This window comes from Sphingobium sp. V4 (assembly GCF_029590555.1).
Taxonomy (GTDB): domain Bacteria; phylum Pseudomonadota; class Alphaproteobacteria; order Sphingomonadales; family Sphingomonadaceae; genus Sphingobium.
This window is the reverse complement of the sequence record NZ_CP081001.1, coordinates 1,779,420-1,804,656: the sequence shown is the minus strand read 5'-3', so window position 1 is coordinate 1,804,656 and position 25,237 is coordinate 1,779,420. Positions and strand designations below refer to the sequence as shown.

23 protein-coding genes are annotated in these 25,237 nt (G+C 64.0%); 9 read left to right on the top strand and 14 right to left on the bottom strand.

Going from position 1 to position 25,237, the window contains the following annotated elements; genetic code table 11:
- Nucleotides 1-263 precede the first annotated feature (263 nt).
- The 3 genes from acnA (at nt 264) to K3M67_RS08985 (ending at nt 5,209) form a co-directional block, all read left to right on the top strand.
- A complete protein-coding gene (acnA, locus tag K3M67_RS08995; RefSeq protein ID WP_285831313.1) occupies nt 264-2,933 on the top strand; it encodes an aconitate hydratase AcnA in 2,670 nt (889 codons plus the stop codon).
- 150 nt (nt 2,934-3,083) lie between these two features.
- A complete protein-coding gene (locus K3M67_RS08990) occupies nt 3,084-3,785 on the top strand; it encodes a glutamine amidotransferase (protein WP_066858481.1) in 702 nt (233 codons plus the stop codon).
- A 74-nt stretch (nt 3,786-3,859) separates the two neighbouring features.
- Entirely contained in the window at nt 3,860-5,209 is a 1,350-nt protein-coding gene (locus K3M67_RS08985) for a glycoside hydrolase family 27 protein (RefSeq protein WP_285831312.1), read from the top strand.
- A gap of 34 nt (nt 5,210-5,243) precedes the next feature.
- On the opposite strand, the gene K3M67_RS08980 is transcribed toward K3M67_RS08985, so the two are convergent.
- Both K3M67_RS08980 and K3M67_RS08975 read right to left on the bottom strand, forming a co-directional pair.
- The gene (locus K3M67_RS08980; protein ID WP_285831311.1) at nt 5,244-6,896 is read right to left on the bottom strand and encodes a M28 family metallopeptidase; all 1,653 of its coding nucleotides are present in this window, start codon (nt 6,894-6,896) and stop codon (nt 5,244-5,246) included.
- 42 nt (nt 6,897-6,938) lie between these two features.
- On the bottom strand, nt 6,939-7,595 hold the full coding sequence (locus K3M67_RS08975; RefSeq protein ID WP_285831310.1) for a glutathione S-transferase: 657 nt from the start codon (nt 7,593-7,595) through the stop codon (nt 6,939-6,941).
- Nucleotides 7,596-7,721: 126 nt separating this feature from the next.
- Here K3M67_RS08975 and K3M67_RS08970 point away from each other — a divergent pair, with 126 nt between their 5' ends.
- A complete protein-coding gene (locus tag K3M67_RS08970; RefSeq protein ID WP_066858493.1) occupies nt 7,722-8,945 on the top strand; it encodes a polyhydroxyalkanoate depolymerase in 1,224 nt (407 codons plus the stop codon).
- Nucleotides 8,946-8,991: 46 nt separating this feature from the next.
- Here K3M67_RS08970 and K3M67_RS08965 read toward each other — a convergent pair whose 3' ends face one another.
- Nucleotides 8,992-10,302 (bottom strand): dicarboxylate/amino acid:cation symporter, encoded by a 1,311-nt coding sequence (locus K3M67_RS08965; protein WP_285831309.1) that lies wholly within the window; start codon nt 10,300-10,302, stop codon nt 8,992-8,994.
- 251 nt (nt 10,303-10,553) lie between these two features.
- Between K3M67_RS08965 and K3M67_RS08960 the strand changes: the two genes are divergently transcribed.
- Nucleotides 10,554-11,915, top strand: coding sequence for a M20/M25/M40 family metallo-hydrolase (locus K3M67_RS08960; RefSeq protein WP_502958875.1), 1,362 nt, complete (start codon nt 10,554-10,556; stop codon nt 11,913-11,915).
- Nucleotides 11,916-12,024: 109 nt separating this feature from the next.
- On the opposite strand, the gene leuA is transcribed toward K3M67_RS08960, so the two are convergent.
- The 8 genes from leuA to miaA form a co-directional block, all read right to left on the bottom strand.
- Nucleotides 12,025-13,698 (bottom strand): 2-isopropylmalate synthase, encoded by a 1,674-nt coding sequence (gene leuA / locus K3M67_RS08955; RefSeq protein ID WP_066858502.1) that lies wholly within the window; start codon nt 13,696-13,698, stop codon nt 12,025-12,027.
- A 232-nt stretch (nt 13,699-13,930) separates the two neighbouring features.
- Nucleotides 13,931-14,545, bottom strand: coding sequence for a YceI family protein (locus K3M67_RS08950; protein WP_232313707.1), 615 nt, complete (start codon nt 14,543-14,545; stop codon nt 13,931-13,933).
- Nucleotides 14,546-14,548: 3 nt separating this feature from the next.
- Complete coding sequence (locus K3M67_RS08945) at nt 14,549-15,166, bottom strand: YceI family protein (protein ID WP_066858507.1); 618 nt, start codon at nt 15,164-15,166, stop codon at nt 14,549-14,551.
- Between the two features lie 113 nt (nt 15,167-15,279).
- Entirely contained in the window at nt 15,280-16,299 is a 1,020-nt protein-coding gene (ilvC, locus tag K3M67_RS08940; protein WP_066858510.1) for a ketol-acid reductoisomerase, read from the bottom strand.
- A gap of 179 nt (nt 16,300-16,478) precedes the next feature.
- Entirely contained in the window at nt 16,479-16,994 is a 516-nt protein-coding gene (gene ilvN / locus K3M67_RS08935) for an acetolactate synthase small subunit (protein ID WP_066858513.1), read from the bottom strand.
- The gene (locus tag K3M67_RS08930) at nt 16,994-17,350 is read right to left on the bottom strand and encodes a hypothetical protein (protein WP_066858516.1); all 357 of its coding nucleotides are present in this window, start codon (nt 17,348-17,350) and stop codon (nt 16,994-16,996) included. Before K3M67_RS08930 ends, ilvN begins: the two co-directional genes overlap by 1 nt.
- Before the next feature lie 10 nt (nt 17,351-17,360).
- Nucleotides 17,361-19,112: an acetolactate synthase 3 large subunit gene (locus tag K3M67_RS08925; protein ID WP_285831307.1), complete on the bottom strand. Its 1,752-nt coding sequence runs from the start codon at nt 19,110-19,112 to the stop codon at nt 17,361-17,363.
- A 101-nt stretch (nt 19,113-19,213) separates the two neighbouring features.
- Nucleotides 19,214-20,170, bottom strand: coding sequence for a tRNA (adenosine(37)-N6)-dimethylallyltransferase MiaA (gene miaA / locus K3M67_RS08920; protein ID WP_066858522.1), 957 nt, complete (start codon nt 20,168-20,170; stop codon nt 19,214-19,216).
- On the opposite strand from miaA, the gene serB reads away from it, so the two are divergent.
- The 3 genes from serB (at nt 20,169) to K3M67_RS08905 (ending at nt 23,009) form a co-directional block, all read left to right on the top strand.
- Nucleotides 20,169-21,047, top strand: a complete 879-nt coding sequence (gene serB, locus K3M67_RS08915; protein WP_066858525.1) for a phosphoserine phosphatase SerB — start codon at nt 20,169-20,171, stop codon at nt 21,045-21,047. The genes miaA and serB overlap by 2 nt on opposite strands.
- A gap of 151 nt (nt 21,048-21,198) precedes the next feature.
- A complete protein-coding gene (locus tag K3M67_RS08910) occupies nt 21,199-21,453 on the top strand; it encodes a hypothetical protein (RefSeq protein ID WP_066858528.1) in 255 nt (84 codons plus the stop codon).
- Between the two features lie 164 nt (nt 21,454-21,617).
- Nucleotides 21,618-23,009, top strand: a complete 1,392-nt coding sequence (locus tag K3M67_RS08905; protein WP_502958874.1) for a L,D-transpeptidase family protein — start codon at nt 21,618-21,620, stop codon at nt 23,007-23,009.
- A gap of 9 nt (nt 23,010-23,018) precedes the next feature.
- Here K3M67_RS08905 and K3M67_RS08900 read toward each other — a convergent pair whose 3' ends face one another.
- On the bottom strand, nt 23,019-23,768 hold the full coding sequence (locus K3M67_RS08900; protein WP_285831306.1) for a MauE/DoxX family redox-associated membrane protein: 750 nt from the start codon (nt 23,766-23,768) through the stop codon (nt 23,019-23,021).
- Nucleotides 23,769-23,834: 66 nt separating this feature from the next.
- On the opposite strand from K3M67_RS08900, the gene K3M67_RS08895 reads away from it, so the two are divergent.
- Complete coding sequence (locus K3M67_RS08895) at nt 23,835-24,218, top strand: MerR family transcriptional regulator (RefSeq protein ID WP_066858539.1); 384 nt, start codon at nt 23,835-23,837, stop codon at nt 24,216-24,218.
- 37 nt (nt 24,219-24,255) lie between these two features.
- Here the strand turns inward: K3M67_RS08895 and K3M67_RS08890 are convergent, their stop codons facing one another.
- Together K3M67_RS08890 and ruvX are read right to left on the bottom strand one after the other, a co-directional pair.
- The gene (locus K3M67_RS08890) at nt 24,256-24,657 is read right to left on the bottom strand and encodes a Rap1a/Tai family immunity protein (RefSeq protein ID WP_285832917.1); all 402 of its coding nucleotides are present in this window, start codon (nt 24,655-24,657) and stop codon (nt 24,256-24,258) included.
- Between the two features lie 87 nt (nt 24,658-24,744).
- Entirely contained in the window at nt 24,745-25,218 is a 474-nt protein-coding gene (gene ruvX / locus K3M67_RS08885; RefSeq protein ID WP_443019644.1) for a Holliday junction resolvase RuvX, read from the bottom strand.
- Nucleotides 25,219-25,237: the final 19 nt, after the last annotated feature.

Genomic DNA, 25,237 nt, shown 5'->3' with positions numbered 1-25,237 from the left:
TGCGTACAATGAACCCGCGCCAGTCGTGCCGATCGGTGCGAACCATTTTCAGTAAGTGAAAATGACGGAAACAAAGGCTCTTCCGACCATTTTGTCCATTTGACTCGGCGGTGGCAATCTGTAAGCCACCGCTCATCGGGACACACCTGCTTCGACCATCGGTTGGGGCGCCTCCCTCCACCTTGTTGCCTGATGGTGGCTTCTGGTGGGAACGCGACGCTTCCTTCCGCATGGCCGGACCCATGCGAGGAGACGCACATCTTATGACCGCAATCGGACAGGACACCCTCGGCACGCGAGACATGCTCAATGTCGGCGGCAAGGATATTGCCTATTATTCGTTGAAGAAGGCCGCAGCGAAGCTTGGCGACGTTTCGCGCCTGCCCTTCTCGATGAAGGTGCTGCTGGAGAATCTGCTTCGCTTCGAGGATGGCGTCACCGTCACCACCGACGACATCCAGGCGATCGTCGACTGGCAGAATGACAAAGGCAGGGCCGAGCGCGAGATCCAGTATCGCCCCGCTCGCGTGCTGCTCCAGGACTTCACCGGCGTGCCGTGCGTGGTCGACCTCGCCGCCATGCGCGACGCGATGAACGCGCTGGGCGCCGACGCCAGCAAGATCAACCCGCAGGTGCCCGTCCACCTCGTCATCGATCATTCGGTCATGGTCGATGAATTTGGCACGCCAAAGGCGTTCGGGCAGAATGTGGAAATCGAATATCAGCGCAACATGGAGCGCTACGACTTCCTGAAATGGGGTAGCAAGAGCCTCGCCAACTTCTACGCCGTGCCGCCGGGCACGGGCATCTGCCACCAGGTGAACCTGGAGAATATTGCGCAGGCCGTCTGGTCGAGCACCGGCCCGGACGGCGTCACCGTCGCCTATCCCGACACCTGCGTTGGCACCGACAGTCACACCACCATGGTCAACGGCCTGGGCGTGCTCGGCTGGGGCGTGGGCGGTATCGAGGCGGAAGCGGCGATGCTGGGTCAGCCCGTCTCCATGTTGATCCCCGAGGTCGTAGGCTTCAAGTTCACCGGAGAATTGAAGGAGGGCGTAACCGCCACCGACCTGGTCCTCACCTGCACCCAGATGCTCCGCGCTCGCGGCGTGGTCGGTCGCTTCGTCGAATATTTCGGTCCCGGCCTCGCCAGCCTGTCGCTTGCCGACCGTGCGACGCTGGCCAACATGGCGCCGGAATATGGCGCAACCTGCGGCTTCTTTGGCATCGACGACAAGACGCTGGACTATATGCGCCTGACCGGCCGGACCGACGAAAATATCGCGCTGGTCGAAGCCTATGCCAAGGAACAGGGCTTCTGGATCGATCCATCGATCGAGCCCGTCTTCACCGACACGCTGGAACTGGACCTTGCCACCGTCGTCCCCAGCCTTGCCGGCCCCAAGCGCCCGCAGGACCGCGTCGCCCTGCCGGACGTCGATGACGTGTTCAACGCCGACATGGCCAACACCTACAAGAAGGCGCAGCAGCGCGTGCCTGTCGCGGGCGAGGATTTCGATATCGGCGACGGCGACGTCACCATCGCCGCGATCACGAGTTGCACCAACACGTCGAACCCCAGCGTCATGGTCGCGGCGGGCCTGGTCGCCAAGAAGGCGAACGAACTGGGCCTCAAACCCAAGCCCTGGGTCAAGACGTCGCTCGCGCCGGGTTCGCAGGTGGTCACCGACTATTTCAACAAGGCCGGGCTTCAGGAGCATCTGGACGCGATCGGCTTCAACCTGGTCGGCTATGGCTGCACCACCTGCATCGGCAACTCAGGCCCGCTGGCGCCCGCGATCAGCGCCGCCATCAACGAGAATGGGCTGGTCGCCGCGGCCGTCATTTCGGGCAACCGCAATTTCGAAGGCCGCGTCTCGCCCGACGTGCGCGCCAACTTCCTCGCCAGCCCGCCGCTTGTGGTCGCCTATGCGCTCAAGGGAACGGTGATCGAGGATTTCATCACCACCCCGATCGGCGTCAGCGCGGCCGGCAATGACGTCTACCTCAAGGACATCTGGCCAACCAATGACGAGGTCGCCTCGACCATGGCGGGCTGCATGGACCGCGCGATGTTCCAGGCGCGCTACGCAAATGTCTACAAGGGCGACGCGCACTGGCAGGCGATCGACGTGACAGGTTCGGACACATACAAGTGGCGCGCTGGTTCCACCTATGTCGCCAACCCGCCCTATTTCGAGGGTCTTAGCATGACCCCGGCGCCGGTCACCGACATCATCGAAGCCAAACCGCTCGCCATCTTCGGCGATTCGATCACCACGGACCACATCTCGCCAGCAGGTTCGATCAAGGCGAGCAGCCCTGCGGGCAAATGGCTGAGCGAGCATCAGGTCGCCCAGGCCGATTACAACAGCTATGGCTCGCGTCGCGGTCATCACGAAGTCATGATGCGCGGCACCTTCGCCAATATCCGCATCAAGAATCTGATGCTGGACGGCGTCGAGGGCGGCATGACCCGCTATGAGGGCGAAGTCCTGCCGATCTACGACGCGGCAATGAAGCACAAGGCCGACGGCACGCCGCTGGTCGTCATCGGCGGGAAGGAATATGGCACCGGCTCGTCTCGCGACTGGGCGGCGAAGGGGACCAACCTGTTGGGCGTCCGCTCGGTCATCGTTGAGAGCTTCGAACGCATCCACCGGTCCAACCTGGTCGGCATGGGCGTGCTCCCGCTGCAGTTCAAGGCTGGCGAGAACAAGGATACGCTCGGCCTGACGGGCGACGAAACCTTCACCATCCAGAATGTCGCGGGCCTCAAGCCGCGCCAGGATGTGGACGTGATCGTAAAGCGCGCCGACGGCTCGACCTTCACCTTCACCGCGCTGTGCCGGATCGATACCGTCAACGAACTGGATTACTTCCTGAACGGCGGCATCCTCCAATATGTGCTGCGCAAATTGGCCGCCTGATCGGCTGACGCGCTGGCGCAAGGCAAAAGGCTTCTGCCATAGGGGGAAGCCTTTTGCTTTACGCAAGACCGGAGATAGCGCTGATTGCCGGTCGTCAAGAAGGGCTGGGGTGGCGGCGGCACGCGCGATTGTCTAGCCTCCGAATCAGCAATGAAAAGAGCATTGATCGTCCGTCATGTGCCGCGCGAAGGCGCGGCAGGGTATCTCCAGCCGATCGAGGCGGCGGGCTACCATATCGACCGCATCGATGTCGCCAGCCCGGATTTCGCGCATGTCGACCTGTGCGATCCAGACCTGCTGATCATGATGGGCGGTCCGATGGGGGTCTATGAACAGGATCGACACCCCTGGATTCCCCTCCAGATCGAGAAGCTTTCGGCGCGCCTCGCCGCCGACCGTCCGACCTTGGGCGTATGTCTCGGCAGCCAGATGATCGCAGCGGCGCTGGGCGCGCGGGTCTATCCGGGCGGACATATGGAACTGGGCTTCGCGCCCGTCATGATGAACGGCGCCGGGACCGCATCGCCGCTCCGTCATATCGCCGACGTGCCGGTCCTCCACTGGCACAGCGACACGTTCGATCTGCCCGAAGGGGTCGAACTTCTGGCGTCGACCCGGAAATATGCCCATCAGGCATTCCGCCGTGGGACTAACCTTCTGGCCCTGCAATTCCACGCCGAAATGGGCGAAGATCCCCGTTTCGAGGATTGGTTGACGCATTTTTGGGCCGATCTCGACGTTGCGCAGCAGTGCGGCATTGCCCTGCGCGAGGATCATGATCTGCACGGTCCCGTTGCGGTGGCGGCTGGGCGCGCGATGATCGCTGAGTGGCTGGCGGGCATCCAAGCCTGATCGTCGTGGGTCGGGAACGGTCCGCCCTCTTGATCTCGCGCCATTCTTCCTATTAACTCCGACAAATGACGAGAATGACTTGGAAGGCCAGCCGCCGCGATCTGCTTGGCGTCGGCATGGCAGGGCTTGCGATCGCCGGCGTGGCGCGCGCGGGCGAAACGCAACCGGGCAAGCGCGGGCCGCTGGCGCCTCGTCCGCCGATGGGCTGGAATAGCTGGAACAGTTTTGCGACCACCATCACCGAAGCGCAGGCGCGCGAAACCGCGCATATCATGGCGGAAAAGCTGCTGCCTTTCGGCTATGACATCTTCACCGTCGACATCCAATGGTATGAACCGGAGGCATCCAGCTACACCTATAATGCCAGCCCCAGGCCCGCAATGGATGCCTATGGCCGGATGATTCCGGCGCCCAACCGGTTTCCTTCCAGCGGGGGAGGCATGGGGTTCGCACCGCTGGCCAGGGACATCCATGCGCTTGGCCTGAAATTCGGCATCCATGTCATGCGCGGCATCCCGCGCGCGGCGGTGGAGGCGAACCTGCCGATCCAGGGCACCCGCTACCGCGCGGCTGACATCGCGGACCCTACGAGCATCTGTTCCTGGAATCCGGACATGTATGGGGTCGACATGACGCGGCCGGGCGCTCAGGCTTATTATGACAGCATCTTCCGCCTCTATGCGGACTGGGGCGTCGATTTCGTCAAGATGGACGATATGAGCCGCCCCTATGACGCTCATGCGCCGGAGGTCGAGGCGGCGCACAATGCCATCGTCGCCACCGGCCGCCCCATCATCCTCAGCCTCTCGCCCGGCGAAACGCCGGTGATCCGGGGCGACCATGTCCGTCGCTTCGCACAGATGTGGCGCATCTCGGACGATTTCTGGGACGATTGGGCGATGCTGGAGGCGCAGTTCACGCGGCTAGAAAACTGGACGCCGTACCGTGCTCCGGGGAGTTGGCCAGACGCCGACATGCTGCCCCTGGGCCGCCTGGCGCTGGGCGAGCGCGACACGCGCTTCACCCCGGACGAGCAGCGAACCTTGATGACGCTCTGGGCGATCGCGCGCTCTCCGCTCATCATGGGCGGCGACCTGCGCCATTTGGATGCGGCGACCCTGGCGTTGCTGACCAATCGGGAGGTGCTGGCCGTCAATCAGGCGAGCAACGGCAATTGCCCGCATTTCGTCGAGGACGGCGTCCGGGTATGGTCGGCGATCGCGGACGGCGGCAGCGACCGCTATCTCGCCCTGTTCAATCCCGGGGACAAGCGGCGCGACGTGGGGATCAGGCTGCGCGACCTCGGACTGTCCGGGCCGGTCGCCGTGCGCGACCTGTGGGAAGGCAAGGCGCTTGGTCGGCAGGCAGAGCGGGTGAGCGCCACCCTGCCGCCGCATGGCAGCGCGCTGTATCGGCTCGGCTAAACCATCCCCTCAGTCGAAACGAACGGAGGCCGGATCAGTTACGCGCCGCCGCGCTCTTGTCGCGGATCGCCTTGAACTCGGAGCCGGCCTTCCAATCGGGCCAGCGCGTCGATCCGGCCAGATCGCGGCCAATGGCAAGCATCAGGTCCACGTCCTGCGCGGCGCCGTCCAGTTTCCACGTCTCGTCCACCGCGTCGCAGGCCTGGTGGTAGCATTTGCCCGTATAGGCATCGACCCACGCCTGTCCGGCCGCGCGACCGCCTTCGACCAGATCGGAAGCGCCGGCGATGCCCATCAGCAGCAGCACCGGCACGCCACGCTTGGCCATGGAGAAATGGTCGGCGCGATAGAACAGGCCGCGTTCGGGCAGGCTTTCCTGCGTCACGACGCGGCCTTGCTGCGCAGCAAAGCGTGCGAGATCATCCTCCAGCCCATTCTGTCCCTTGCCGACCAGGATCACGTCCTTCGCCTTGCCTGCGGTCTGGAGGATGTCGATCGTCAGGTTGGCGACGGTCCGGTCCAGCGGCCAGACCGGATTGAAGGCATAATATTCTGAACCGAGCAGGCCGCGCTCTTCCGCCGTCCAGGCCGCGAACAGGATCGACCGGTCGGGCGCGGGTCCGACCTTGAACGCGCGCGCGATCTCGAACATCGCCGCTATGCCGAGCGCGTCGTCATTGGCGCCGGCGCGGTAGATGCGCCCCTGCGCGTCGGGCGCGCCCTTGCCATAGGCATCCCAATGCGCGCCATACATCACCGTTTCGTCCGGCCGACTGGCGCCGGGAATGCGGGCGAGGACGTTGGCGCTCTTCACCACCTCCTGGCTGACAGGGAAGGCGGCGGAGAAGGCCGCACCCTTCAGTTCCACCGGCCTGAAGGTCCGGCTTCTCGCCTGCCGGCGCAGCGCCGCCAGATCCAGCCCCGCGCCGGCGAACATCGTCCTTGCGGTCTCGCCCTCGATCCAGCCCTGGACCTGGAGGCTGGTCAGCTTGTCCGCAGCGCGCACAAGGTCGTAATTTTCGCCGCCGGGGCTGACGACCACGTTCCACCCATAGCCTGCGCCTGGCGTGTCATGCACGATCAGTGCGCCGACCGCGCCGCGCCGTGCCGCTTCCTCGAACTTGTAGGTCCAGCGGCCATAATAGGTCATGGTCCGCCCGCCGAACTTGCCGACGGCATCTTCCCCCTCGGTGGCCTCGAAGTCGGGATCGTTGATCAGGAAGACTGCAACCTTGCCCTTCAGGTCGACGCCCTTGAAATCGTCCCAGCCCCGTTCGGGTGCGGACACGCCATGACCGACGAAAACCAGCGGCGCTTTTTCCAGTGCGACATGGTCCCTGGGCTGGAGGGTGGACAGATAGACCTGGCTGCCGAAGGTCCATGGCGTCGTCGCGCTTCCCTGAGTCAGGCCCAGCGTTTCGGCCTTCCCGAGCCGGGTATGAAGCAGTGGTACGGTCTGGACCCACTGGCCGTCAGGGCCGCCCGGTTCCAGTCCCAGCGCCTCGAAGCGCGCCACCAGATAGCCGATCGTCCGCTCTTCCCCGATGGTGCCCGGCGCGCGTCCCTCGAACAGGTCGGAGGCCAGCGTGCGGACGGACTGTTCGAGCCGCTGTGGCTCGATGGTCTCGGCTTGGACAGGCAGGGCGGCGGTCAGGCCAAGGGCCAGGGCAAGGGTGCGTATCGTCATGGCGATGCCTTAGCCCCGCCATGACGGAGGGGGAAGGGGGCGTCAGAACTCGATTTCCAGCTCCGCCATCTCTTCCGGCTCGGCCCGCGCCGCCTCGATCCATTCCCGCATCAGCGCCCAGCTGTTGATGGTCTGGCAATATGCGGCGCATTTCTGTGTGACGGGCACGGCATAGGTCAGGAAGCGTTGCGCGACCGGCGCGAACATGGCGTCGGCTACCGTCGGCGCGTCACCGAACAGCCAGGGGCCGCCATAATCGTCCAGACATTCCGTCCAGATCGTCTCGATCCGTTCGATGTCGGGTTTGGCGCCTGAAAAGATCGGAAACCGCGCATGGCGGACCTTGAGGTTCATGGGCAGGGCGGAGCGCAGATTGGCGAAACCCGAGTGAATCTCCCCTGATACCGAACGGCAGTGCGCGCGCGCGATCCGATCGACAGGATACATGCCCGCATCGGGGTATAATTCGTGCAGATATTCGGCGATCGCCAACGTGTCCCACACGCTCGCGCCCTCGTGGGTGAGGCGGGGAACCAGCACGGAGGGAGAGAGCAGCAGCAATTCCGCGCGGTTTTCCGGATCGTCGAGCGCGATCAGCTTTTCCACGACCTGCAACCCGGCCAGACGGCAAAGCAGCCATCCGCGCAAAGACCAGGAGGAATAATTTTTGCTAGAAAGTGTGAGTTCCGCAATTGCCATGGCTTTCCCTCCCGCTTTCGACCAACCTCCCATTAATGATGATGCGGTGCAACACAAAAAGCCTGTATAGCGTTTCAGCAAAAGACCGATTCGGTTGACGGAATAATATAAGGCACGGTTGCTATCATGCGGATGCTCTACAGCGGTTATCAGGCCTGGAACGACATGCTGGCCCCAGCGCGGCTTGGTGCGCAGTACGCGCTTGCCATGCGCGACCGGATGGGGCCGATGGCCGATTGGGCGATGCCGCGCCGTATGTTCGCCCTGATGGACGTGTTTCAGGGCGCGAAACTGACGCACAAGCGCCCTGCTTACGACATCCATACCGTCACGAGCGGCAATGCAGAGGTGTCCGTGCGTGAGGAGATCGCGCTGGACCTGCCCTTCGGAAATCTGTTGCACTTTGCAAAGGATGAGGTGGAGGCTGAACAGCCGCGCGTGCTGGTCGTCGCCCCTATGTCGGGCCATTTTTCCACCTTGTTGCGCAGCACGGTTGCAACATTGCTGCGCGACCATGACGTCTACATCACCGACTGGAAAAATGCGCGCGATGTGCCGATGGAGGCAGGGCGCTTCGGCTTCGACGAATATGTCGATTATGTGATCCGCTTCCTTCAGGAACTGGGCGAGGGCGCGCATCTGGTATCGGTGTGCCAGCCCTGCGTACCCGCGCTGGCGGCGGTCGCGCTGATGTCGGAGGACAAGGACAGGGCGACACCGCGGTCGATGACGCTGATGGGCGGGCCGATCGATCCCAATGCGGCGCCGACGGTGGTCAACGACCTTGCCAATGAAAAGCCGATCAAGTGGTTCGAGGACAATCTGATTTCCGTCGTTCCCTTCCGCTATGCGGGCCGCGGGCGCGAAGTCTATCCCGGTTTCCTGCAACTTTCGGCCTTCATGTCGATGAACATGGAACGGCATGGGTCGACGCATCGCGAACTTTATCAGTTGCTCGCCGACGGTAAGCGGGTCGAGGCGCAGAAGATAAAGGATTTCTACGAGGAATATTTCGCCGTCCTCGACATGACCAAGGAATTCTACCTCGAAACCGTCGACATGGTGTTCCAGCGCGCGTTGCTCGCCAAGGGCGAACTGACAGTCCGTGGGCGCACCGTGAATCCTGGCATGATCCGCAAGACCGCGCTGCTCACCGTCGAGGGTGAAAGGGACGATGTCTGCGCTGTGGGCCAGACATCGGCGGCCCACGGCCTTTGCACCGGCCTGCGCCCGCATCTCAAGCGCCATCATCTCCAGCCGGGCGTCGGCCATTATGGCGTCTTTTCGGGCAGCAAGTGGGAAAAGCAGGTCTATCCGCAAGTGCGGAACATGATCCTCGCCATGAACTGACCGTCCTGTCGGGGGCACCCGTTCCGGCGGGCAACCCGTCGATGGCTCAGGCGATCGCCTGCACTGCCTCCGCCTCGCGCTGATAGGCGCTCTCGTCCAATATCCCTTCACGCTTTGCCACGATCGTTGCGACCAGCACCTGGCCCGCGACGTTCACCGCCGTGCGGCCCATGTCGATGATCGGGTCGATGGCCAGCAGCAGGCCCGCGCCTTCCAGCGGCAGGCCAAGGGTGGACAGGGTCAGCGTCAGCATCACGATCGCGCCCGTCAACCCGGCCGTCGCCGCCGATCCGATCACTGATACGAAGATGATCAGGACGTAATCGATGAAATGGAGCGGGATGCCGTAGAAGCCTGCGACGAAGATCGCCGCCAGCGCAGGGTAGATCGACGCGCAGCCGTCCATCTTGGTCGTCGCCGCCAACGGGATGGCGAAGGCGGCATAGCCTTTGTCGACGCCCATCCTTTCGGTCACGGCTTCGGTGACGGGCAGGGTGCCGACGGAGGAACGCGAAACGAAGCCGAGCTGGATCGCGGGCCAGGCCGTCGCGAAGAAGGGGCCGGGCTTGAGCCCGTTCAGTATCAGCAGCGCCGGATAGACCACCAGCAGGACCAGCGCGAGGCCCAGATAGACGGCGGCGGTGAAGCTGCCGAGTTGTGCCAAAGCGCTCCAGCCATAGGTCGCGATGGCCGTGCCGATCAGCGCGGCCGAACCGACCGGCGTCAGACGGATGATCCAGTTCAGGATCGTGCGTACGATGGCGAGCAACGATCGGACGAAGGCGAGGAAGGGGTCTGCCTTCTCGCCGACCTTCAGCGTGGCAAGGCCGACCGCGATCGAGATGACCAGAAGTTGCAGGATGTTGAAGGTGAGGCTGGTGGTGATCGCGCCATCCTCCGCGACCTTGCTGCTGCCCGACAGCGCCAGGCTGTTGCCGGGTATCAGGCCTTTGAGGAAATCGAGCCAGCCGCCGACCGATTCCGCCTGCTTCATCGCCAGCTGGGTACCGCGCAATCCTGCGCCGGGTTCCACCACCAGGCCGATCGCAAGGCCGATGGTGACGGCGATCAGCGCCGTGATGGCGAACCAGAGCAGGGTCTGTCCGGCGAGCCGTGCGGCATTGTCGAGCGCGCGCAGATTGGCGATCGATGCGACGATGGCTGCGAATATCAATGGCGGAACGATCGCCTTCAGCAGCGAGACGAAGATGGAGCCGACCGTCTTCAGCGTCGTCGCCAGCCAGTTGAGGCTGCCATCCGGCCCGGCGCCGATCTGGCGGGCGACAAGGCCGAGGATGAGCCCGACGGCCATGCCGGCAAGCACCTGAAATCCGAAACTGCGATAGTTGAGGGCCATGGCTCATCTTCCTTTGGGCGACCGGCGGCTATATCGGAGGCGATAGGTCCGATTGCGCGCAAGCAATTCTTTCAAGGGATTCAATACGGATAAGGCGGCCCTCTTTCCGTATGTCGATCGGAGCGATGTCAGGCCGGATGAAGCATCCGGCGCCTCCGACATCACCCCAACAGGGCCAAACGCATTGGCCGCGTCTATCCGCTATGTCACAGAGGCAGCATCGGTCCATCGGGGAGTGCAAATATATGGATATGAGGCGCGCATTTTTTGGGCTGGCGGTGCTGGCGGCGCCGCAAGGCGCGCAGGCGGCGGCCGATGCGGGAGCCGCCAAGGAGGTGCTGATGCGCTCGATCGCCTTCAAGACCGTGCAGGGCGAAGGACAGGTGCCCAGGCTCGCAGCCTATTATACCTCGGTGCTGAAGGGGGCTGGCTTCGCCGATGCCGATATCGTCATCACGCCGATGGGCGAGACGGCGACGCTGGCCGCGACGATCAGGGGCAGCGACCCGAAGCTCAGGCCCATGGCCCTGATCGGTCATATGGATGTTGTGGCCGCCAACCGTGCCGACTGGACGCGCGATCCCTTCGTGCCGATCGAGGAGAATGGCTATATTTACGGGCGCGGGTCGGAGGACAATAAATATGACGTCGCGATGATGGTCGCGACGATTGCCCAGTTGAAGAAGGAGGGATGGCGGCCGCGCCGTTCCGTCATCCTGCTGCTGTCGGGCGACGAGGAAACCGACATGGTCACGACCAGGGCGCTGGCGATGCGATACAGGGATGTCGACCTGCTGCTCAACGGCGACGGCGGCGGCGGATTGCTGAATGAGGAAGGCAAGCCGGTCCTCTATCAGTTGCAGGCGGGGGAGAAATCCTATGCCGATTTCGAATTTTCCTTCGCTGATGCGGGCGGCCATTCGAGCGCCCCGACATCTGGCAATCCCATCTATCGGATGGCCAGGGCGATCGACCGGATTGCGGCCTATCGGTTTGCGCCGATGCGCAACGAACTGACGAAGGCATCACTGGCGCTGTCGGCGGGCCGAATGGGCGGCGAGGTTGGCGAGGCGATGCAGCGCTATGCGCAGACCGGCGACCCGGCTTCGGCGGACCTGCTCTCGGCCCGGCCGGAATTTATCGGTCAGGTCCGCACCACCTGCGTCGCGACCATGGCGCAGGCAGGCCATGCGCTCAATGCTCTGCCGCAAAGCGCCAAAGTCAGCGTCAACTGCCGGATCTTCCCCGGCATGACCATTGAGGAGGTCAGGGCGCAACTGGTGAAGCTGGTGGATGACGACAGCGCGACGGTCAAGACCCTGGGCGATCCGCTGGCCAGCGCCGCCTCGCCGCTGCGCGCCGACGTCATGAAGGCGGTCAGGGATGCGGTAACGGCGCGGGCACCTGGTGTCACTGTCATGCCGGGCATGTCGGCCGGAGCGACCGACAGTCTCCACTTCCGGGCGCTGGGCGTTCCCAGCTATGGTGTCTCCAGCCTGTTCATGAAGGCCGAGGACGGCTTCGCCCATGGCCTGAACGAGCGCGTGCCCGTGGCTGGCATCCGGGAATCACTGGAGCAATGGGACCGGGTGATCCGGGCTTTGGCAAAGTAGAACAGCGTCCGTTCGTTTCGAGCGAAGTCGAGAAGCGAGGCGTGCCCGGCTCAGCGAAGCCGAACATCGTGCAAAGCCTCTCGACAGGCTCGAAGCGAACGGAGTCTGCTTACCCCCGCACCGCAATCCCGTTCGCGGCCGACAGCACGGCCTTGACCGAAGCGGTCGCGACGTCGCTGTCGGTGCCGATGCCGAAGACGGTGCGGCCGTCAGGCGTGCGGCATTCGACATAGGCGGCGGCGTTCACGTCGCTGCCTGCGCCGATGGCGTGCTCATTATAATCGGCGATTTCCAGTTCCACGCCCAGTTCGTCGCGCAGCGCCGCCAGCACCGAAGAGATGAGGCCGTTGCCGCGCCCGGAAATCGAACGTTCGCCGCCCTTGTGAATGATCTTGCCGGTGAAGATGCGGTCGCCCGCCGCGCCGCCCTCGTGATAGTCGATCAGCGCATAGGGCTGGTCGTCGGTCTGGTGATAATGCTCGTCGAAGGCGGCGGAAATATCGGCGGCGTTCAGTTCGCGGCTGGACCCGTCGGCCAGCGCCTGCACCACCTTCGAGAAGTCGGCCTGCATCCGCTTGGGCAGCTTATAGCCCTTGTCCTGTTGCAGCACCCAGGCGACGCCGCCCTTGCCCGACTGCGAATTGACGCGGATCACCGCTTCATAGTCGCGGCCCAGATCCTTGGGATCGATCGGCAGATAGGGGACGTTCCAGATCAGGTCGTTGCGCGCTTCCTGTGCGGCAAAGCCCTTCTTGATCGCGTCCTGATGGCTGCCGGAGAAGGCGGTGAACACCAGTTCGCCGGCATAGGGATGGCGCGGATGGACCGGCAGCTGGTTGCAATATTCGACCGTCTGGATGACTTCGTCGATATCGCTGAAGTCCAGGCCGGGATTGATCCCCTGCGTGTACATGTTCAGCGCGACCGTCACCAGATCGCAATTGCCGGTGCGCTCGCCATTGCCGAACAGGCAGCCTTCGACGCGGTCGGCGCCGGCCATGATACCCAGTTCGGCGGCGGCGACGCCGGTGCCGCGGTCATTATGGGTGTGCAGCGAAATCACCACGCTGTCGCGCTTGCTGATATTGCGGCAGATCCATTCGATCTGATCGGCATAGATATTGGGCGTCGCGCACTCGACCGTGGCGGGCAGGTTCAGGATCAGTGGCCGTTCCGGCGTCGGCTGCAAAATCTCCATAACCGCTTCGCAGCACTCCAGGCTGAAATCCAGTTCGGCGGTAGAGAAGGTTTCCGGCGAATATTCGAAATGCCAGTCGGTATCGGGCAGGCGCGCCGCATTGTCGCGCAGCAGCTTGGCGGCGGTGACGGCGATCTCGCGGATCTGCGGCCGGTCCATCTGGAACACGATGTCGCGCCAGGCGGGCGACACGGCGTTGTAGACGTGGACGATCGCCTGTTTCGCGCCGCGCAGCGAATCGAAGGTGGTGGCGATCAGGTCGGCGCGCGCCTGGGTCAGCACCTGCGGCATCACATCGTCGGGGATCGCGCCGCTCTGCACCAGCCCGCTGATGAAGTCGAAATCGGTCGCGCCCGAGGCGGGGAAGCCGATCTCGATCTCCTTGACGCCGACCTTGAGCAGCAGGTCGAAGAAGCGGCGCTTCTTTTCCGCGTTCATCGGGTCGATCAGCGACTGGTTGCCGTCGCGCAGATCGGTCGACAGCCAGCGCGGCGGCGCGGTGATGACCTTGGACGGCCATTGGCGATCGGGCAGGTCGACCTGCGGGAAGGCGCGATATTTCAGGGTGGGATCGGTCAGCATCATGGGATCAAACTACTTCTCAGCGGTCGGGGCGCATGTTCGCCCCTACGGATACGACTTGACTGTGATGGATGCCCTTAGGCGGATCAACGCTGCCCTTAGCCGGAAGGCAGCACAAAAGCCACGCCTAAGGGCGTGTAAGTCGTAGCAGGGTAAGAAGCGCGCGGCTCTGCATGATGCGTCCCCTTAACCCTTTTCGAGGGTCAGGGTAAAGATGATTCTTGCAGAAGGCCGTTCAGGAGCGACGGAAGATTGCGTCGATGGCGAGGTCGACGCGGTCGGAAACGAACGGGCGTCCGAAACCCATGCCGAACTGGCTGCGCTCGACCGAGGTCGTCCCGGCGAAGTGCAGCACCGACAGGCCGGGCGCCTCATCCGGCGTCACGCCGACCAGCCGGACGGAGAGGGTGATCGGGTGGCTTTGGCCATGCATGGTCAATTCGCCCGAAATCGACGTCGTCGCAACGCTGCTGGCGAGCGGTGCGTCCTGCGCGGTGAAGCGGATGGTCGGGAAGCGCGCCATGTCGAAGAAGCTCTCGCCCTTCAGCATCGCGTCGGTCGATGCGTCGCCGGTGGTCAGCTTTTCGACCGGGAACCGGATGTCGATGGCGGCGCGGCCAGGCAGTGCGGCGTCGATCACGACAGCGCCTTCGGGATCAACGAAATCACCCTCATAGCTGCCGATCAGCGCCTTAACATGAAAATGAACCTTGGTCGCGGCGCCATCCACCTGATAGCGGCCGGGCACGTAAAGCGCCGCCTGTGCCGGAGGCGCGGGCGGCGGCGTGGCCGCTGCCGGCACAAGCATCATCATGCCTAGAAGCAGGATTGCCTGTGCCGGCAGACGCATGATTTATTGCTTCTCGAAACCGGCGATGATCTTCAACTCGATCGCGTCGCCGACCATCGGGACGCCATAGCTCATGTTGAAATCGCTGCGTTTGATCGTCGCGGTGGCGATGAAACCGATATTTTCCTTCTTGCTCATCGGCTGAATGCCCGCACCGTAAAATTCGGCGTCCAGCGTCACGGGCTTGGTCACGCCCTTGATGGTAAGATTGCCAGTGATCTCGGCCCCGGTCGCCCCTTCGGGCTTGACGGCAGTCGAAACGAAGGTCGCGGTGGGAAATTTGGCGGCATCGAAGAAATCCGCCGTCATCAGATGCTCGTCCAGCTTGGGCACGCCGGTCCGCAGCTTGGCGACCGTGAATTCGACAGAAACCTTCGAAGCCGCAGGATTTGCCTTGTCGAGGGTCAGCGTGCCGGTCGGTTCGGCGATCGTACCCATATTGTTGGTGAAGCCCATATGATCCCAGGCGAAGACGACCTGGCTGTGGCCGCCATCGACCTTGTATGTGCCTCCCGTGACTTTCGCGACGTCCTTGCTGCCGGGGGCGGGCATCTGGGCAATCAGGGCAGTGCCGCCGGCAATGGCGACAAGGGCGGCGGCAGGGATCAGAAATTTGCGCATGAGAATGGTCTCCGAAAAACGCTCAAGGGGCGCCGCAACAATATGCGGCGCCCCTCGATTGTTCCAGAGGCGTAACCGGAAACGGATCGTTCCGGTTATGCTGCCGGACTGGCTCAGTTCTTGTCCTGATCCACCAGCTTGTTGGCGCTGATCCAGGGCATCATCGCGCGCAGCTTGGCCCCGGTTTCCTCGATCGGATGACGCTGGGCGGCGATGCGGCTGGCCTTGAGTTCCGGCTGGCCTGCGCGGTTGTCGAGGACGAAGTCCTTGACGAAGCGGCCCGACTGGATGTCGGCCAGCACACGCTTCATTTCCTTCTTGGTCTCTTCGGTAATGATGCGCGGCCCGGTCTTGATGTCGCCATATTCGGCGGTGTTCGAGATCGAATAACGCATGGTGGCGATGCCGCCTTCATACATCAGGTCGACGATCAGCTTCAGTTCGTGGAGGCATTCGAAATAGGCCATTTCCGGCGAATAGCCGGCTTCGACCAGCGTTTCGAAGCCGGCCTGGACCAGCGCGGTGGTGCCGCCGCACAGCACGGCCTGCTCGCCGAACAGGTCGGTTTCGCATTCTTCGCGGAAGTTGGTTTCGATGATGCCCGAACGGCCGCCACCGACGCCCGACGCGTAGGAGAGGGCGATGTCATGCGCGTTGCCGGTGGCATCCTGATGGACGGCGATCAGGCAGGGCACGCCGCCGCCGCGGACATATTCGCCGCGCACGGTATGACCCGGCCCCTTGGGCGCGATCATGATGACGTCGACGTCGGCGCGCGGTTCGATCAGGCCGAAATGGACGTTGAGGCCATGGGCGAAGGCCAGCGCCGCGCCGGGCCGCAGATTGGCGTGAATGTCGGCGGCGTAGATCGCGGCCTGATGCTCGTCAGGGGCGAGGATCATGAGGACGTCGGCCCATGCGGCGGCTTCGGCATTGGGCAGAACCTTGAAGCCTGCGCCTTCGGCCTTCTTCGCGCTCGGCGAACCGGCGCGCAGCGCGATGCAGACTTCCGCGACGCCCGAGTCACGCAGGTTCTGCGCATGGGCATGGCCCTGCGAACCATAGCCCAGAATGGCGACCTTCTTGCCCTTGATCAGGCCGATGTCCGCGTCGCGATCGTAGTAAACCTTCATGTGACGTTCCTTCTTTCAGTCCGATTGGCGCCTTGCGGAGCCGAGATTTGCGGTGAGGGGGAACCACCCGCGCGCGGGGCAGGGGTTTGCCCTCGCCCTCCCATCGCCATGCGATGTCGAAAAGAGGCGCGTGACTCTTTTCGACCTCCCTCTCCCACGAGGGGAAAGGGGCAATTTCTTCAGTTCGGCTCCTTGCCGCGGATAAGGCCGACGACGCCGGTGCGGCCGACCTCGACCAGGCCGATCTGCCGCATCAGGCCGACGAAATTATCGACCTTTTCGGTCGTGCCGGTAATTTCAAAGATGAAGCTTTCGATCGTGGTGTCGACCACCTTGGCCCGGAACACGTCAGCCAGGCGCAGCGCCTCGATCCGGTCCTCGCCCGTGCCGGCGACCTTCACCAGCGCCAGCTCGCGCTCGACAAAGGGACCGTTCTCGGTCAGGTCGGTCACCTTGTGGACCGGCACCAGCCGGTCGAGCTGGGCGATGATCTGGTCGATCACCTTGGGCGGGCCGCTGGTGACGATGGTGATGCGGCTGATCGCATGGTCGTCGGTGATGTCCGCCACGGTCAGGCTGTCGATATTATAGCCGCGCGCGGTGAACAGGCCCGCGATGCGCGCCAATATGCCGGCCTCGTTGGAAACGGTCAGCGACAGGACGTGCCGCTGGCTCAGTTCTTCCTGGATATGCATCAGATGGTCGTCCCGCTGTCCTGGTCTTCGCGCCTGACCTTGTCTGGGCGCTGCGAAATCGTGGCGGCGAAGGCGAACTGCCAGTCACCGTCGAGGCGATGGGCAAGGCGTACCGGAAAGCCCGTCACCGTGTCGAACATCCGGTCCAGTCGTTCGCCGACATAGCGGGGACCGGCCAGCAGCGTGCCGATATGCCGCTTGTTGAAATCGAACCCCTGGTCCAGATGCACTTCCCATTCCCCATTGTCCGGATCGACATGGTCGACGGTCCAGCCGGTCAGTTCGGCGGTCCCCGCGACCCTCTCGAAATCCCATGGCTCCGTCACATGGATACGGAGCTTCAGATGTTGCGTCACATCCGTGCCTTCACACCAGCGCCTTCGCCTCGTCCGACATCACGCCTTCGATCTGGTTGGGATCGAGGAGCATCTCGGTATGGGCCGCGCCCGACGGGATCATCGGGAAGCAGTTGCTGAGCTTCGCCACGCGGCAATCGACGATCACCGGGCCGTCGGTTTCCAGCATCTGGCGGATGCCGGCTTCCAGTTCCTGCGGTCCCTCGATCCGGATGCCGGTCCAGCCATAGGCTTCGCCCAGCTTCACGAAGTCGGGCAGGCTGTCGGAATAGCTGTTGGAATAACGACTTTCATAGGTCAGTTCCTGCCACTGGCGGACCATCCCCATATATTCATTGTTGAGGATGAAGATCTTGACCGGCAGGCGATATTGGGTCGCGGTCCCCATTTCCTGGATGTTCATCTGGATCGAAGCGTCGCCGGCGATGCAGATGCTGATGCTGTCGGGATTGCCCATCTGCGCGCCGATGGCGGCGGGGAACCCATAGCCCATGGTGCCGAGACCGCCCGAGGTCAGCCATTTGTTGGGCGCCTCGAACCCGAAATGCTGGGCCGCCCACATCTGGTGTTGGCCGACTTCGGTGGTGATGATGACGTCCTTGCCGGTGGCCTGACACGCCTTGTACAGATCGGCGATCGCCCGCTGGGGCATGATCTCGGCGCCGCTCTCGGCATAGTCCAGGCTCTTGCGCGCGCGCCAGCCGGCGATCCGCGCCCACCATTCGGACAGGTCCGCCTTATGGTGGTCGCGCTGTTTCCAAAGCGCGATCATATCTTCCAGCGCGCTGGCGACGTCGGCGACCACTGCGACATCGACATCGACGATCTTGTTGATCGAGCTGCGGTCGATGTCGATATGGACTTTCTTGCTATTGGGGGCGAACGCGTCGAGCCGGCCGGTGACGCGGTCGTCGAAGCGCGCGCCGACGCACAGGATCAGGTCGGCCTGGTTCATCGCCCAATTGGCTTCATAGGTGCCGTGCATCCCCAGCATCCCGACCCACTGGTCGGACGAGGCGGGGAAGGCGCCCAGGCCCATCAGTGTCGAGGTCACGGGCGCACCGGTCAGCGCCGCCAGTTCGCGCAGCAATGCGCTGGCCTGCGGACCGCTATTGATGACGCCGCCGCCGGTGTAGAGGATCGGGCGCTCGGCCGCGGCCAGCATCTCGACCGCCGCGTCGATTGCGGCGGCGTCCCCCTTGGTCTGCGGATGATAGCTGGCGTGGACCTTGAGTTCCGGCCTCGCATAGGGCGCGGTCGCGATCTGGACATTCTTGGGAATGTCCACGACGACCGGGCCGGGGCGGCCGGTGGTGGCGATATGGAAGGCCTCATGAACGACCTCGGCCAGGCGGCCGGGTGTCTTCACCAGATAATTATGCTTGGTGCAGTGGCGCGTGATGCCGACCGTGTCAGCTTCCTGAAAAGCGTCGGTGCCGATCAGCTGCGTGGGGACCTGTCCGGTGATGACGACCATGGGGATCGAATCGAGCAGCGCATCGGTGATGCCGGTGACGGCATTGGTCGCGCCGGGGCCGGACGTGACCAGCACGACGCCGGGCTTGCCGGTGGAGCGGGCATAGCCCTCCGCCATGTGGGTCGCGCCCTGTTCGTGGCGGACGAGCACATGCTTGATCGTGGGATGATTGTAGAGCGCGTCATAGATGGGCAGCACAGCGCCGCCCGGATAGCCGAACACGACTTCGACGCCCAGATCGACCAGGCATTCGACCAATATGTCCGCGCCGCTCTTTTCGGCCACGATGTTACTCCTCCGTTGATGCAAGGGGGCGTGCTTTGCGCCCAAGCGCTTTTAATGGCAAGGCGCCTGCCTCTAGTGGACAGAAAATGACGGGTCAACCCCTAATGTTGTAATTTAATTGCTAATTCACCGATAATTTTATCATCTATTTCGCGCTCTTCGCGCGGCCAACTCTGTGGGGGCTGGTTGGTGAACCAGGTATATTGCCGCTTGGCATATTGGCGCGTGGCCAGGCTGCCTTTTGCGATACAAGTGTCCATGTCGCTGTCGCCTTTCAGCAAGGCTGCGATTTCCGGCACCCCGATCGCCCGCATCACCGGCAGGTCCGGGTTGAGCTGGCGGGCGAGCAGCGCTGACACTTCCGGGATCGCGCCGCCCTCCACCATCTGGACGAAACGCCGGTCGCAACGCTCGATCAGCCAGTCGCGCGGCGGCCGCAGGATCATCGGCACCAGGCTGACACGGTCGCCGATGCCGCCTTCCTTATGCTGCTGCCAGGTCTTGAGCGGGATGCCGGTCGATCGCACCACTTCCAGCGCACGAGCGACGCGCGTGGTATCGGCAGGCGCAAGCCGGGCGGCAGCTTCCGGATCTTCGCGGGTCAGGGCGGCGTGGGCGTCCGCAACGGCCAGTGCGCGGACGGCGGTGCGTATGTCGGGGTCGATCTCCGGCACCGGGGCGATGCCGTCGAGCAGGGTGCGGATATAGAGGCCGGTGCCGCCGACCAGCACAGGCAGCCTGCCGGCGGCATGGGCCGCGGCGATCTCCGCCTTCGCCTCGGCTGCCCAGCGTGGCGCGGTGCAGGCCTCCGCCCCGTCGATATGGCCGAACAGGCGATGCGGCACGTCACCCATTTCCTCTGGCGAGGGGCGTGCTGACAGGATGGCCAGATCGGCATAGACCTGACTGGCGTCGGCATTGATGACGACGCCATCGGTCGCTTTGGCCAGGCGACAGGCCAGCGCGCTCTTGCCGCTGGCGGTCGGCCCGGCAATAAGCGCGACCCGTGGGCGGGATTCGCCCCGGCCGGTTTCGGGATTTGGTGCAGGAGTGTTCATGTTCGTCGCGACCTTAGTGGCAAGTGGCTCGATCGGGCAGGGGGATATTTCCGAAGCCGCCGACCGACTGCGTGATGCCGGCTGCCGGCCGGGGGAAACGGCCTGGCTCGACCGCGACAAGGCAGCCGACCTCTTGTTCGCGGCCGATCCGGTCCAGGCCCGCGCGGCGCTGACCGACTGGGGGCAGGGCGTGGACGTCATCGTTCAGCCGGTCGCCAACCGCGAGAAGAAGCTGCTGATCGCCGACATGGATTCGACCATGATCACGGTCGAATGCATCGATGAGCTGGCCGACTATGCGGGGATCAAGCCGCAGATTGCCGAAATTACAGAGCGGGCGATGCGAGGCGAACTGGATTTCGCGGGCGCGTTGCACGGCCGGGTCGCGCTGCTCAAGGGGCTGGCGGACAGCGCCATCGACCAGTGTCGCGACGAGCGCGTCGTCATCATGGGGGGGGCCAGGGCGCTGGTCCGCACGATGAAGGCGCGTGGCGCCAAGACCCTGCTGGTGTCCGGCGGCTTCACCCGCTTCACCGGCCCGGTGGCCGAGGAGATCGGCTTCGATGCGGCGGTGGCCAATGAGTTGGAGATTGCGGACGGCGCGTTGCTGGGAACGGTGACTACGCCGATCGTCGATGCGGCGCGCAAGCGGGCGGAGCTGGAAGCGGCGATCGCCGGTGGCATCGATCGCGCGCTGACGCTGGCGGTCGGGGACGGCGCCAATGACATTCCGATGATCGAGGGGGCGGGGCTGGGGGTCGCCTATCATGCCAAGCCCAAGACCCGCGCGGCCGCCGCAGCGGAGATCGTGCATGGCGATCTGTCGGTGCTGCTCTATGCGCAGGGTATCGCCTCGGCCGATTGGGTGACGCCCTAACGGACTGACGCTGTTAATGCACCATTTGCCGTCATTGCGGTCGGGTAATGGATTCGTTTCGCAACTTTAGACGTTGGCCCTCCGCCACCTTATGGTGGTGGGAGGTCTAACGGCGTCGGGCGGTTTTCCGTTCCGCGTCCAGGGAGAGTATATGCAATTCAAATCCATGGCATTGGCTGCTGCAGGGCTACTGGCTCTGAGCGCCTGCTCCAAGAATGAGGCCCCGGTCACGACGGCACCGCCGGTCGGCCCCGGCGCTATCGCCGGTACGGTGGCCGCCGATCGCGACGGCGACGGCATCATCGACGGCTATTACACGACCGATGGCATTTATCATGCGATCCAGGGGCCGCCCTGTCCCCCGCCGCCGCCCCCGCCACCGCCCCGTTCGGGAGAACGCGGCTGATCCATGCAGTTTTTCGGGCGCGGCATGTCCGCCGCGCCCCTTCGCTACGCGATTGCCTCATTCCCTGCCTGCTGATCGCTGCCGCGGTTCCCCAGGCAACGGTCGCGCAGCCTGACCTCGAACAGGCCGCAAAGTCGAGCATCGGGGCGGAAATCCGTGCCCAGTTGGGCGGGAAATACAAGGATTTCTACGCGCCACGCGGTTACTGGCCGCTCTGGCTGGAAAAGGGCCGGATCGGGCCGCAGGCAGATGCGCTGCTGGCGCTGATCGACCAGAGCGAAGCCGACGGGCTTGATCCCCGCGACTATGATCCGGGCGACTTGCGGCGCCTGATCGAGGAGGTGGACGCCAGTGACGATCCAAAGCTCCTGGCGCGCGCCGACCTGGCCTTGTCGCGCAGCTTTGCTCGCCTGGTTGCGGACATGCGCCGCCCGGCCAGGGGCGTGAAGATCCGCTATCTCGACAAGGAAGTCGAACCGCGCGATTCCGACCCGTCGGACATATTGCGGTCTGCTGCTCTGGCGCCGTCGCTCACGGATTATATCGCGACTGCCGGCTGGATGAGCCCCCTCTACATGAAGCTGCGGACCGCGCGGGCCGGCTATCTCAAGAAATGGGGTGGCCTGCCGGATGTCGCCGTGCCCGAAGGGGTGAAGATGCGACCGGGCGGCAAGGGGGCGGAGATCGGCATGTTGCGCCGTCGATTGGGGCTGGCCGACGGCATGACCTATAACAAGGCGCTGGCCGCAAAGGTGCGCGCCTTCCAGGCCGATCATGGCCTGAAGCCTGATGGCGTCGCGGGGGCGATGACGATTTCGGCGATCAACCAGGGGCCGGCGCGCTATGCGCGCCTGCTGTCCCTCAACCTGGAGCGCGCGCGGCTTCTGCCGGGACCGTGGACACGGCACGTGGTGGTCGACGCCGCCTCGGCGCGCCTTTGGTATTATAGCAAGGGCGCGCTGGACGGCACGATGAAGGTCGTCGCCGGGGCGAAGGAAACGCAGACGCCGCTGATGGCGGGCATGATCCGATACGCAACACTGAATCCCTATTGGAACATCCCGCCCGATCTTGTGGAGCGCAAGGTCGCGCCCAAAATCCTAAGCGGCGGGTCATTGCAAGGGATGGGATATGAAGCGCTGGCCGACTGGAGCGCTGATCCTGCGCCCTTGGCGCAGAGCGCGATCAACTGGGACGCGGTGGCGGCGGGCCGTCAGGAGGTGCGGGTGCGCCAGCTTCCGGGCGGCAACAATGCAATGGGGAAGGTCAAGTTCATGTTCCCGAACGATCTTGGCATCTACCTCCACGACACGCCGCAGCGCGACCTGTTCGCGAAGGCGGACCGCCATTTCAGCAATGGCTGTGTCCGGCTGGAGGATGCGCAGCGGCTGGGCCGCTGGTTCTTCGGCAGGATGCCGAGCACGGATGGCGAAAAGCCCGAACAGCATGTGCCCCTGCCTCAGCCGGTGCCGGTCTATCTGACCTATCTGACCGCCGTGCCGACCGCGCTGGGGGTTCAGTTCCTGCCCGATGTCTATGGGAGGGATGGAGAGTAGCCGGGCGGCTCAGTGGAGTCCCGCCATCATCCAAAGCGCCATCGCCACCATCATGACATTTTCGGTCAGCGAGACGAAGCCCAGCGGCACATTGCTGTTGCCGCCGACGCAGGCGCATTTGAGGTCTCGCTTCTCGATATAGACCGCCCTGAAGACCGACATGGCGCCGATGCCGCCGATGAACAGCGCGACCGGGATGGACAGCCAGTCGAGCGCCCGCGTCAGCATCAGCACCCCCGCGCCCAGTTCCAGGAATGGATAGGCCGCGCCATAGGGCGGCAGGCGGCGGGCGAGCAGGTCATAGTTCAGGAACATGGTCGCGAACCTGTCGACATCTTGCAATTTGAGCATGGCGAGCAGCATCATCGCAATGGCGACGAAGCGCTCCAGCGCCATGAAGGAAACAAGCGGCAGGAAGGTCAGCCAGTTGACCGCCAGCGCGAGCAGCCCGGCGACAGCGAAGACCGCAAGCACCGGGACGTAGCTGGTCGCCTTGGGATCGCGGACCTTGAGGCCCAGGTGCCGGCGCAGATCGTCATGACCGCCTATTCGCTGGCCGTCGATGAAGATTTGCGGCGTGGTTGTCACGTCATGCTGTGTCTTGAACGCGTCGGTTTCCTCACGGCTCCGGAGCCAGTGATCGTCCACGACATAGCCACGGCGTTTGAGCAGCCAGCGCGCCTTCACCCCATAGGGGCAGGTATGGCCGGGCATCACCATACGATAGAGGCTGGCACTTTTGGGGGCAGGGCTGGTCATCGACGCATCCTTGGCTATGGGCGGATGCACCCCATATAGGGTCCGTACCATAGTACGGAGTCAAGTATGGCCATGACGATTTCTGGGCTGGCCCGTTCGGCCGGGGTGAATGTGGAAACGGTGCGCTATTACCAGCGTCGCGGATTGCTCGACATGCCCGAACGCGGGCCGGGGGTGCGCCGCTATGGCGAGGGAGACGTGCGGCGGCTGGCGTTCATCCGTTCGGCCCAGGGGGCGGGCTTCACTTTGGAGCAGATCGGTGAGCTGCTCCAGCTCGACGCCGGGCAGGACCGGGCGCGGGCGCGCGAACTGGCGGCGGAGCGCATCGTGGCGCTGGACGTCAGGATCGCGGAATTGCAGGCGGCACGCGCCGCGCTGGAGCGGCTGGCGCGGCAATGCCATGCAAGCGAGGAAGGGCCTTGCCCGATCATCGCGGCGTTCGAGGGATAGGGGGAGGTGCGATCGATCGGACAGGCTGTTGCTCCCTTCAGCGCTTCTTCCTGCTCGCCTTCTTCGACACCGGCTTGGTCGCGGGGCAAGGCCACGCCTTTCGGGTCGCAGCGAAGACCTGCGAGGATGCCGACTTGGCCCGGTCTATCGGGTTCTTGCCCAGATAGTCGACCGTGATGCTGCGCAACTGGCTTATCGTCACGTCGGCGGGGATGCAGCTTTTGAGCTTGTTCGCTTCCCGCGTCGTGTTGAACGCATCGACCGCGCCGCTGATATAGCCCACGCATTCGTAGGATTTCTCGAAGAAATCCTTGTCGGCCTTGTCGGTCGTGCAGACGGTATAGAGTTCGTCGCCCGAATAGAAACCGGCATAGGCCGCGTCCGGGGAAAGGGCGCCCGTCGCCAGGGCGGCGGCGTAGCGAAGAGTTCGGGGGCACATGGTCAAGTCTCTCCCTCCTTTCAGGCGATGGCGCGCTGCCGGAGACCCCGACTTGCCTCGGGGTGGCGCCGCGCTCCGACGAGGCGGCTATTCCAGTCCCGCCACCAGCCCGTCGATCGCGCCTTGCAGGATGTAGCTTGCCGCGAGCTTGTCTACCAGTTCGTCGCGACGGGCACGGCTGGCGTCGGCTTCGAGCAGAGTGCGGGTGACGGCCTGGGTCGACCAGCGTTCGTCCCAGAGCAGCACCGGATAGCCCAGCTCCGCGACATTATGGGCGAAGGCGCGGCTGGCCTGGCTGCGCGGTGAATTGGTGCCGTCGAGGTTGAGCGGCAGGCCTATGACGATGCCCTTCACCTGCTGCTGCTCGATGAAGGCGGCGAGGCCGACCTTGTCCTTGCTGAACTTGCCACGATTGACGGTGTAGGCAGGGCTGGCGATCGTCCAGGCGGCATCGCACAGGGCAAGGCCGATCGTCTTGGTGCCGACATCCATGCCGATCAGCCGGCCGCCTGCCGGCAGGGCTTCGCGAAAGGCGACGCGATCCGTTGTAACCAGCGTCATAGGCCAAAATCTCTCATGA

Bases quoted from the DNA above. Each gene is read 5' to 3' on its own strand.
- K3M67_RS08990 (WP_066858481.1), top strand. From the start codon at position 3,084: ATGAAAAGAGCATTGATCGTCCGTCATGTGCCGCGCGAAGGCGCGGCA.
- K3M67_RS08910 (WP_066858528.1), top strand. From the start codon at position 21,199: ATGCAATTCAAATCCATGGCATTGGCTGCTGCAGGGCTACTGGCTCTG.
- acnA (WP_285831313.1), top strand. From the start codon at position 264: ATGACCGCAATCGGACAGGACACCCTCGGCACGCGAGACATGCTCAAT.
- K3M67_RS08945 (WP_066858507.1), bottom strand. From the start codon at position 15,166: ATGCGCAAATTTCTGATCCCTGCCGCCGCCCTTGTCGCCATTGCCGGC.
- ilvC (WP_066858510.1), bottom strand. From the start codon at position 16,299: ATGAAGGTTTACTACGATCGCGACGCGGACATCGGCCTGATCAAGGGC.
- K3M67_RS08965 (WP_285831309.1), bottom strand. From the start codon at position 10,302: ATGGCCCTCAACTATCGCAGTTTCGGATTTCAGGTGCTTGCCGGCATG.
- K3M67_RS08960 (WP_502958875.1), top strand. From the start codon at position 10,554: ATGAGGCGCGCATTTTTTGGGCTGGCGGTGCTGGCGGCGCCGCAAGGC.
- K3M67_RS08890 (WP_285832917.1), bottom strand. From the start codon at position 24,657: ATGTGCCCCCGAACTCTTCGCTACGCCGCCGCCCTGGCGACGGGCGCC.
- K3M67_RS08895 (WP_066858539.1), top strand. From the start codon at position 23,835: ATGGCCATGACGATTTCTGGGCTGGCCCGTTCGGCCGGGGTGAATGTG.
- K3M67_RS08970 (WP_066858493.1), top strand. From the start codon at position 7,722: ATGCGGATGCTCTACAGCGGTTATCAGGCCTGGAACGACATGCTGGCC.
- leuA (WP_066858502.1), bottom strand. From the start codon at position 13,698: ATGATGCTGACCGATCCCACCCTGAAATATCGCGCCTTCCCGCAGGTC.
- K3M67_RS08950 (WP_232313707.1), bottom strand. From the start codon at position 14,545: ATGCGTCTGCCGGCACAGGCAATCCTGCTTCTAGGCATGATGATGCTT.
- miaA (WP_066858522.1), bottom strand. From the start codon at position 20,170: ATGAACACTCCTGCACCAAATCCCGAAACCGGCCGGGGCGAATCCCGC.
- K3M67_RS08900 (WP_285831306.1), bottom strand. From the start codon at position 23,768: ATGACCAGCCCTGCCCCCAAAAGTGCCAGCCTCTATCGTATGGTGATG.
- K3M67_RS08980 (WP_285831311.1), bottom strand. From the start codon at position 6,896: ATGACGATACGCACCCTTGCCCTGGCCCTTGGCCTGACCGCCGCCCTG.
- ruvX (WP_443019644.1), bottom strand. From the start codon at position 25,218: ATGACGCTGGTTACAACGGATCGCGTCGCCTTTCGCGAAGCCCTGCCG.
- K3M67_RS08985 (WP_285831312.1), top strand. From the start codon at position 3,860: ATGACTTGGAAGGCCAGCCGCCGCGATCTGCTTGGCGTCGGCATGGCA.
- serB (WP_066858525.1), top strand. From the start codon at position 20,169: ATGTTCGTCGCGACCTTAGTGGCAAGTGGCTCGATCGGGCAGGGGGAT.
- ilvN (WP_066858513.1), bottom strand. From the start codon at position 16,994: ATGCATATCCAGGAAGAACTGAGCCAGCGGCACGTCCTGTCGCTGACC.
- K3M67_RS08975 (WP_285831310.1), bottom strand. From the start codon at position 7,595: ATGGCAATTGCGGAACTCACACTTTCTAGCAAAAATTATTCCTCCTGG.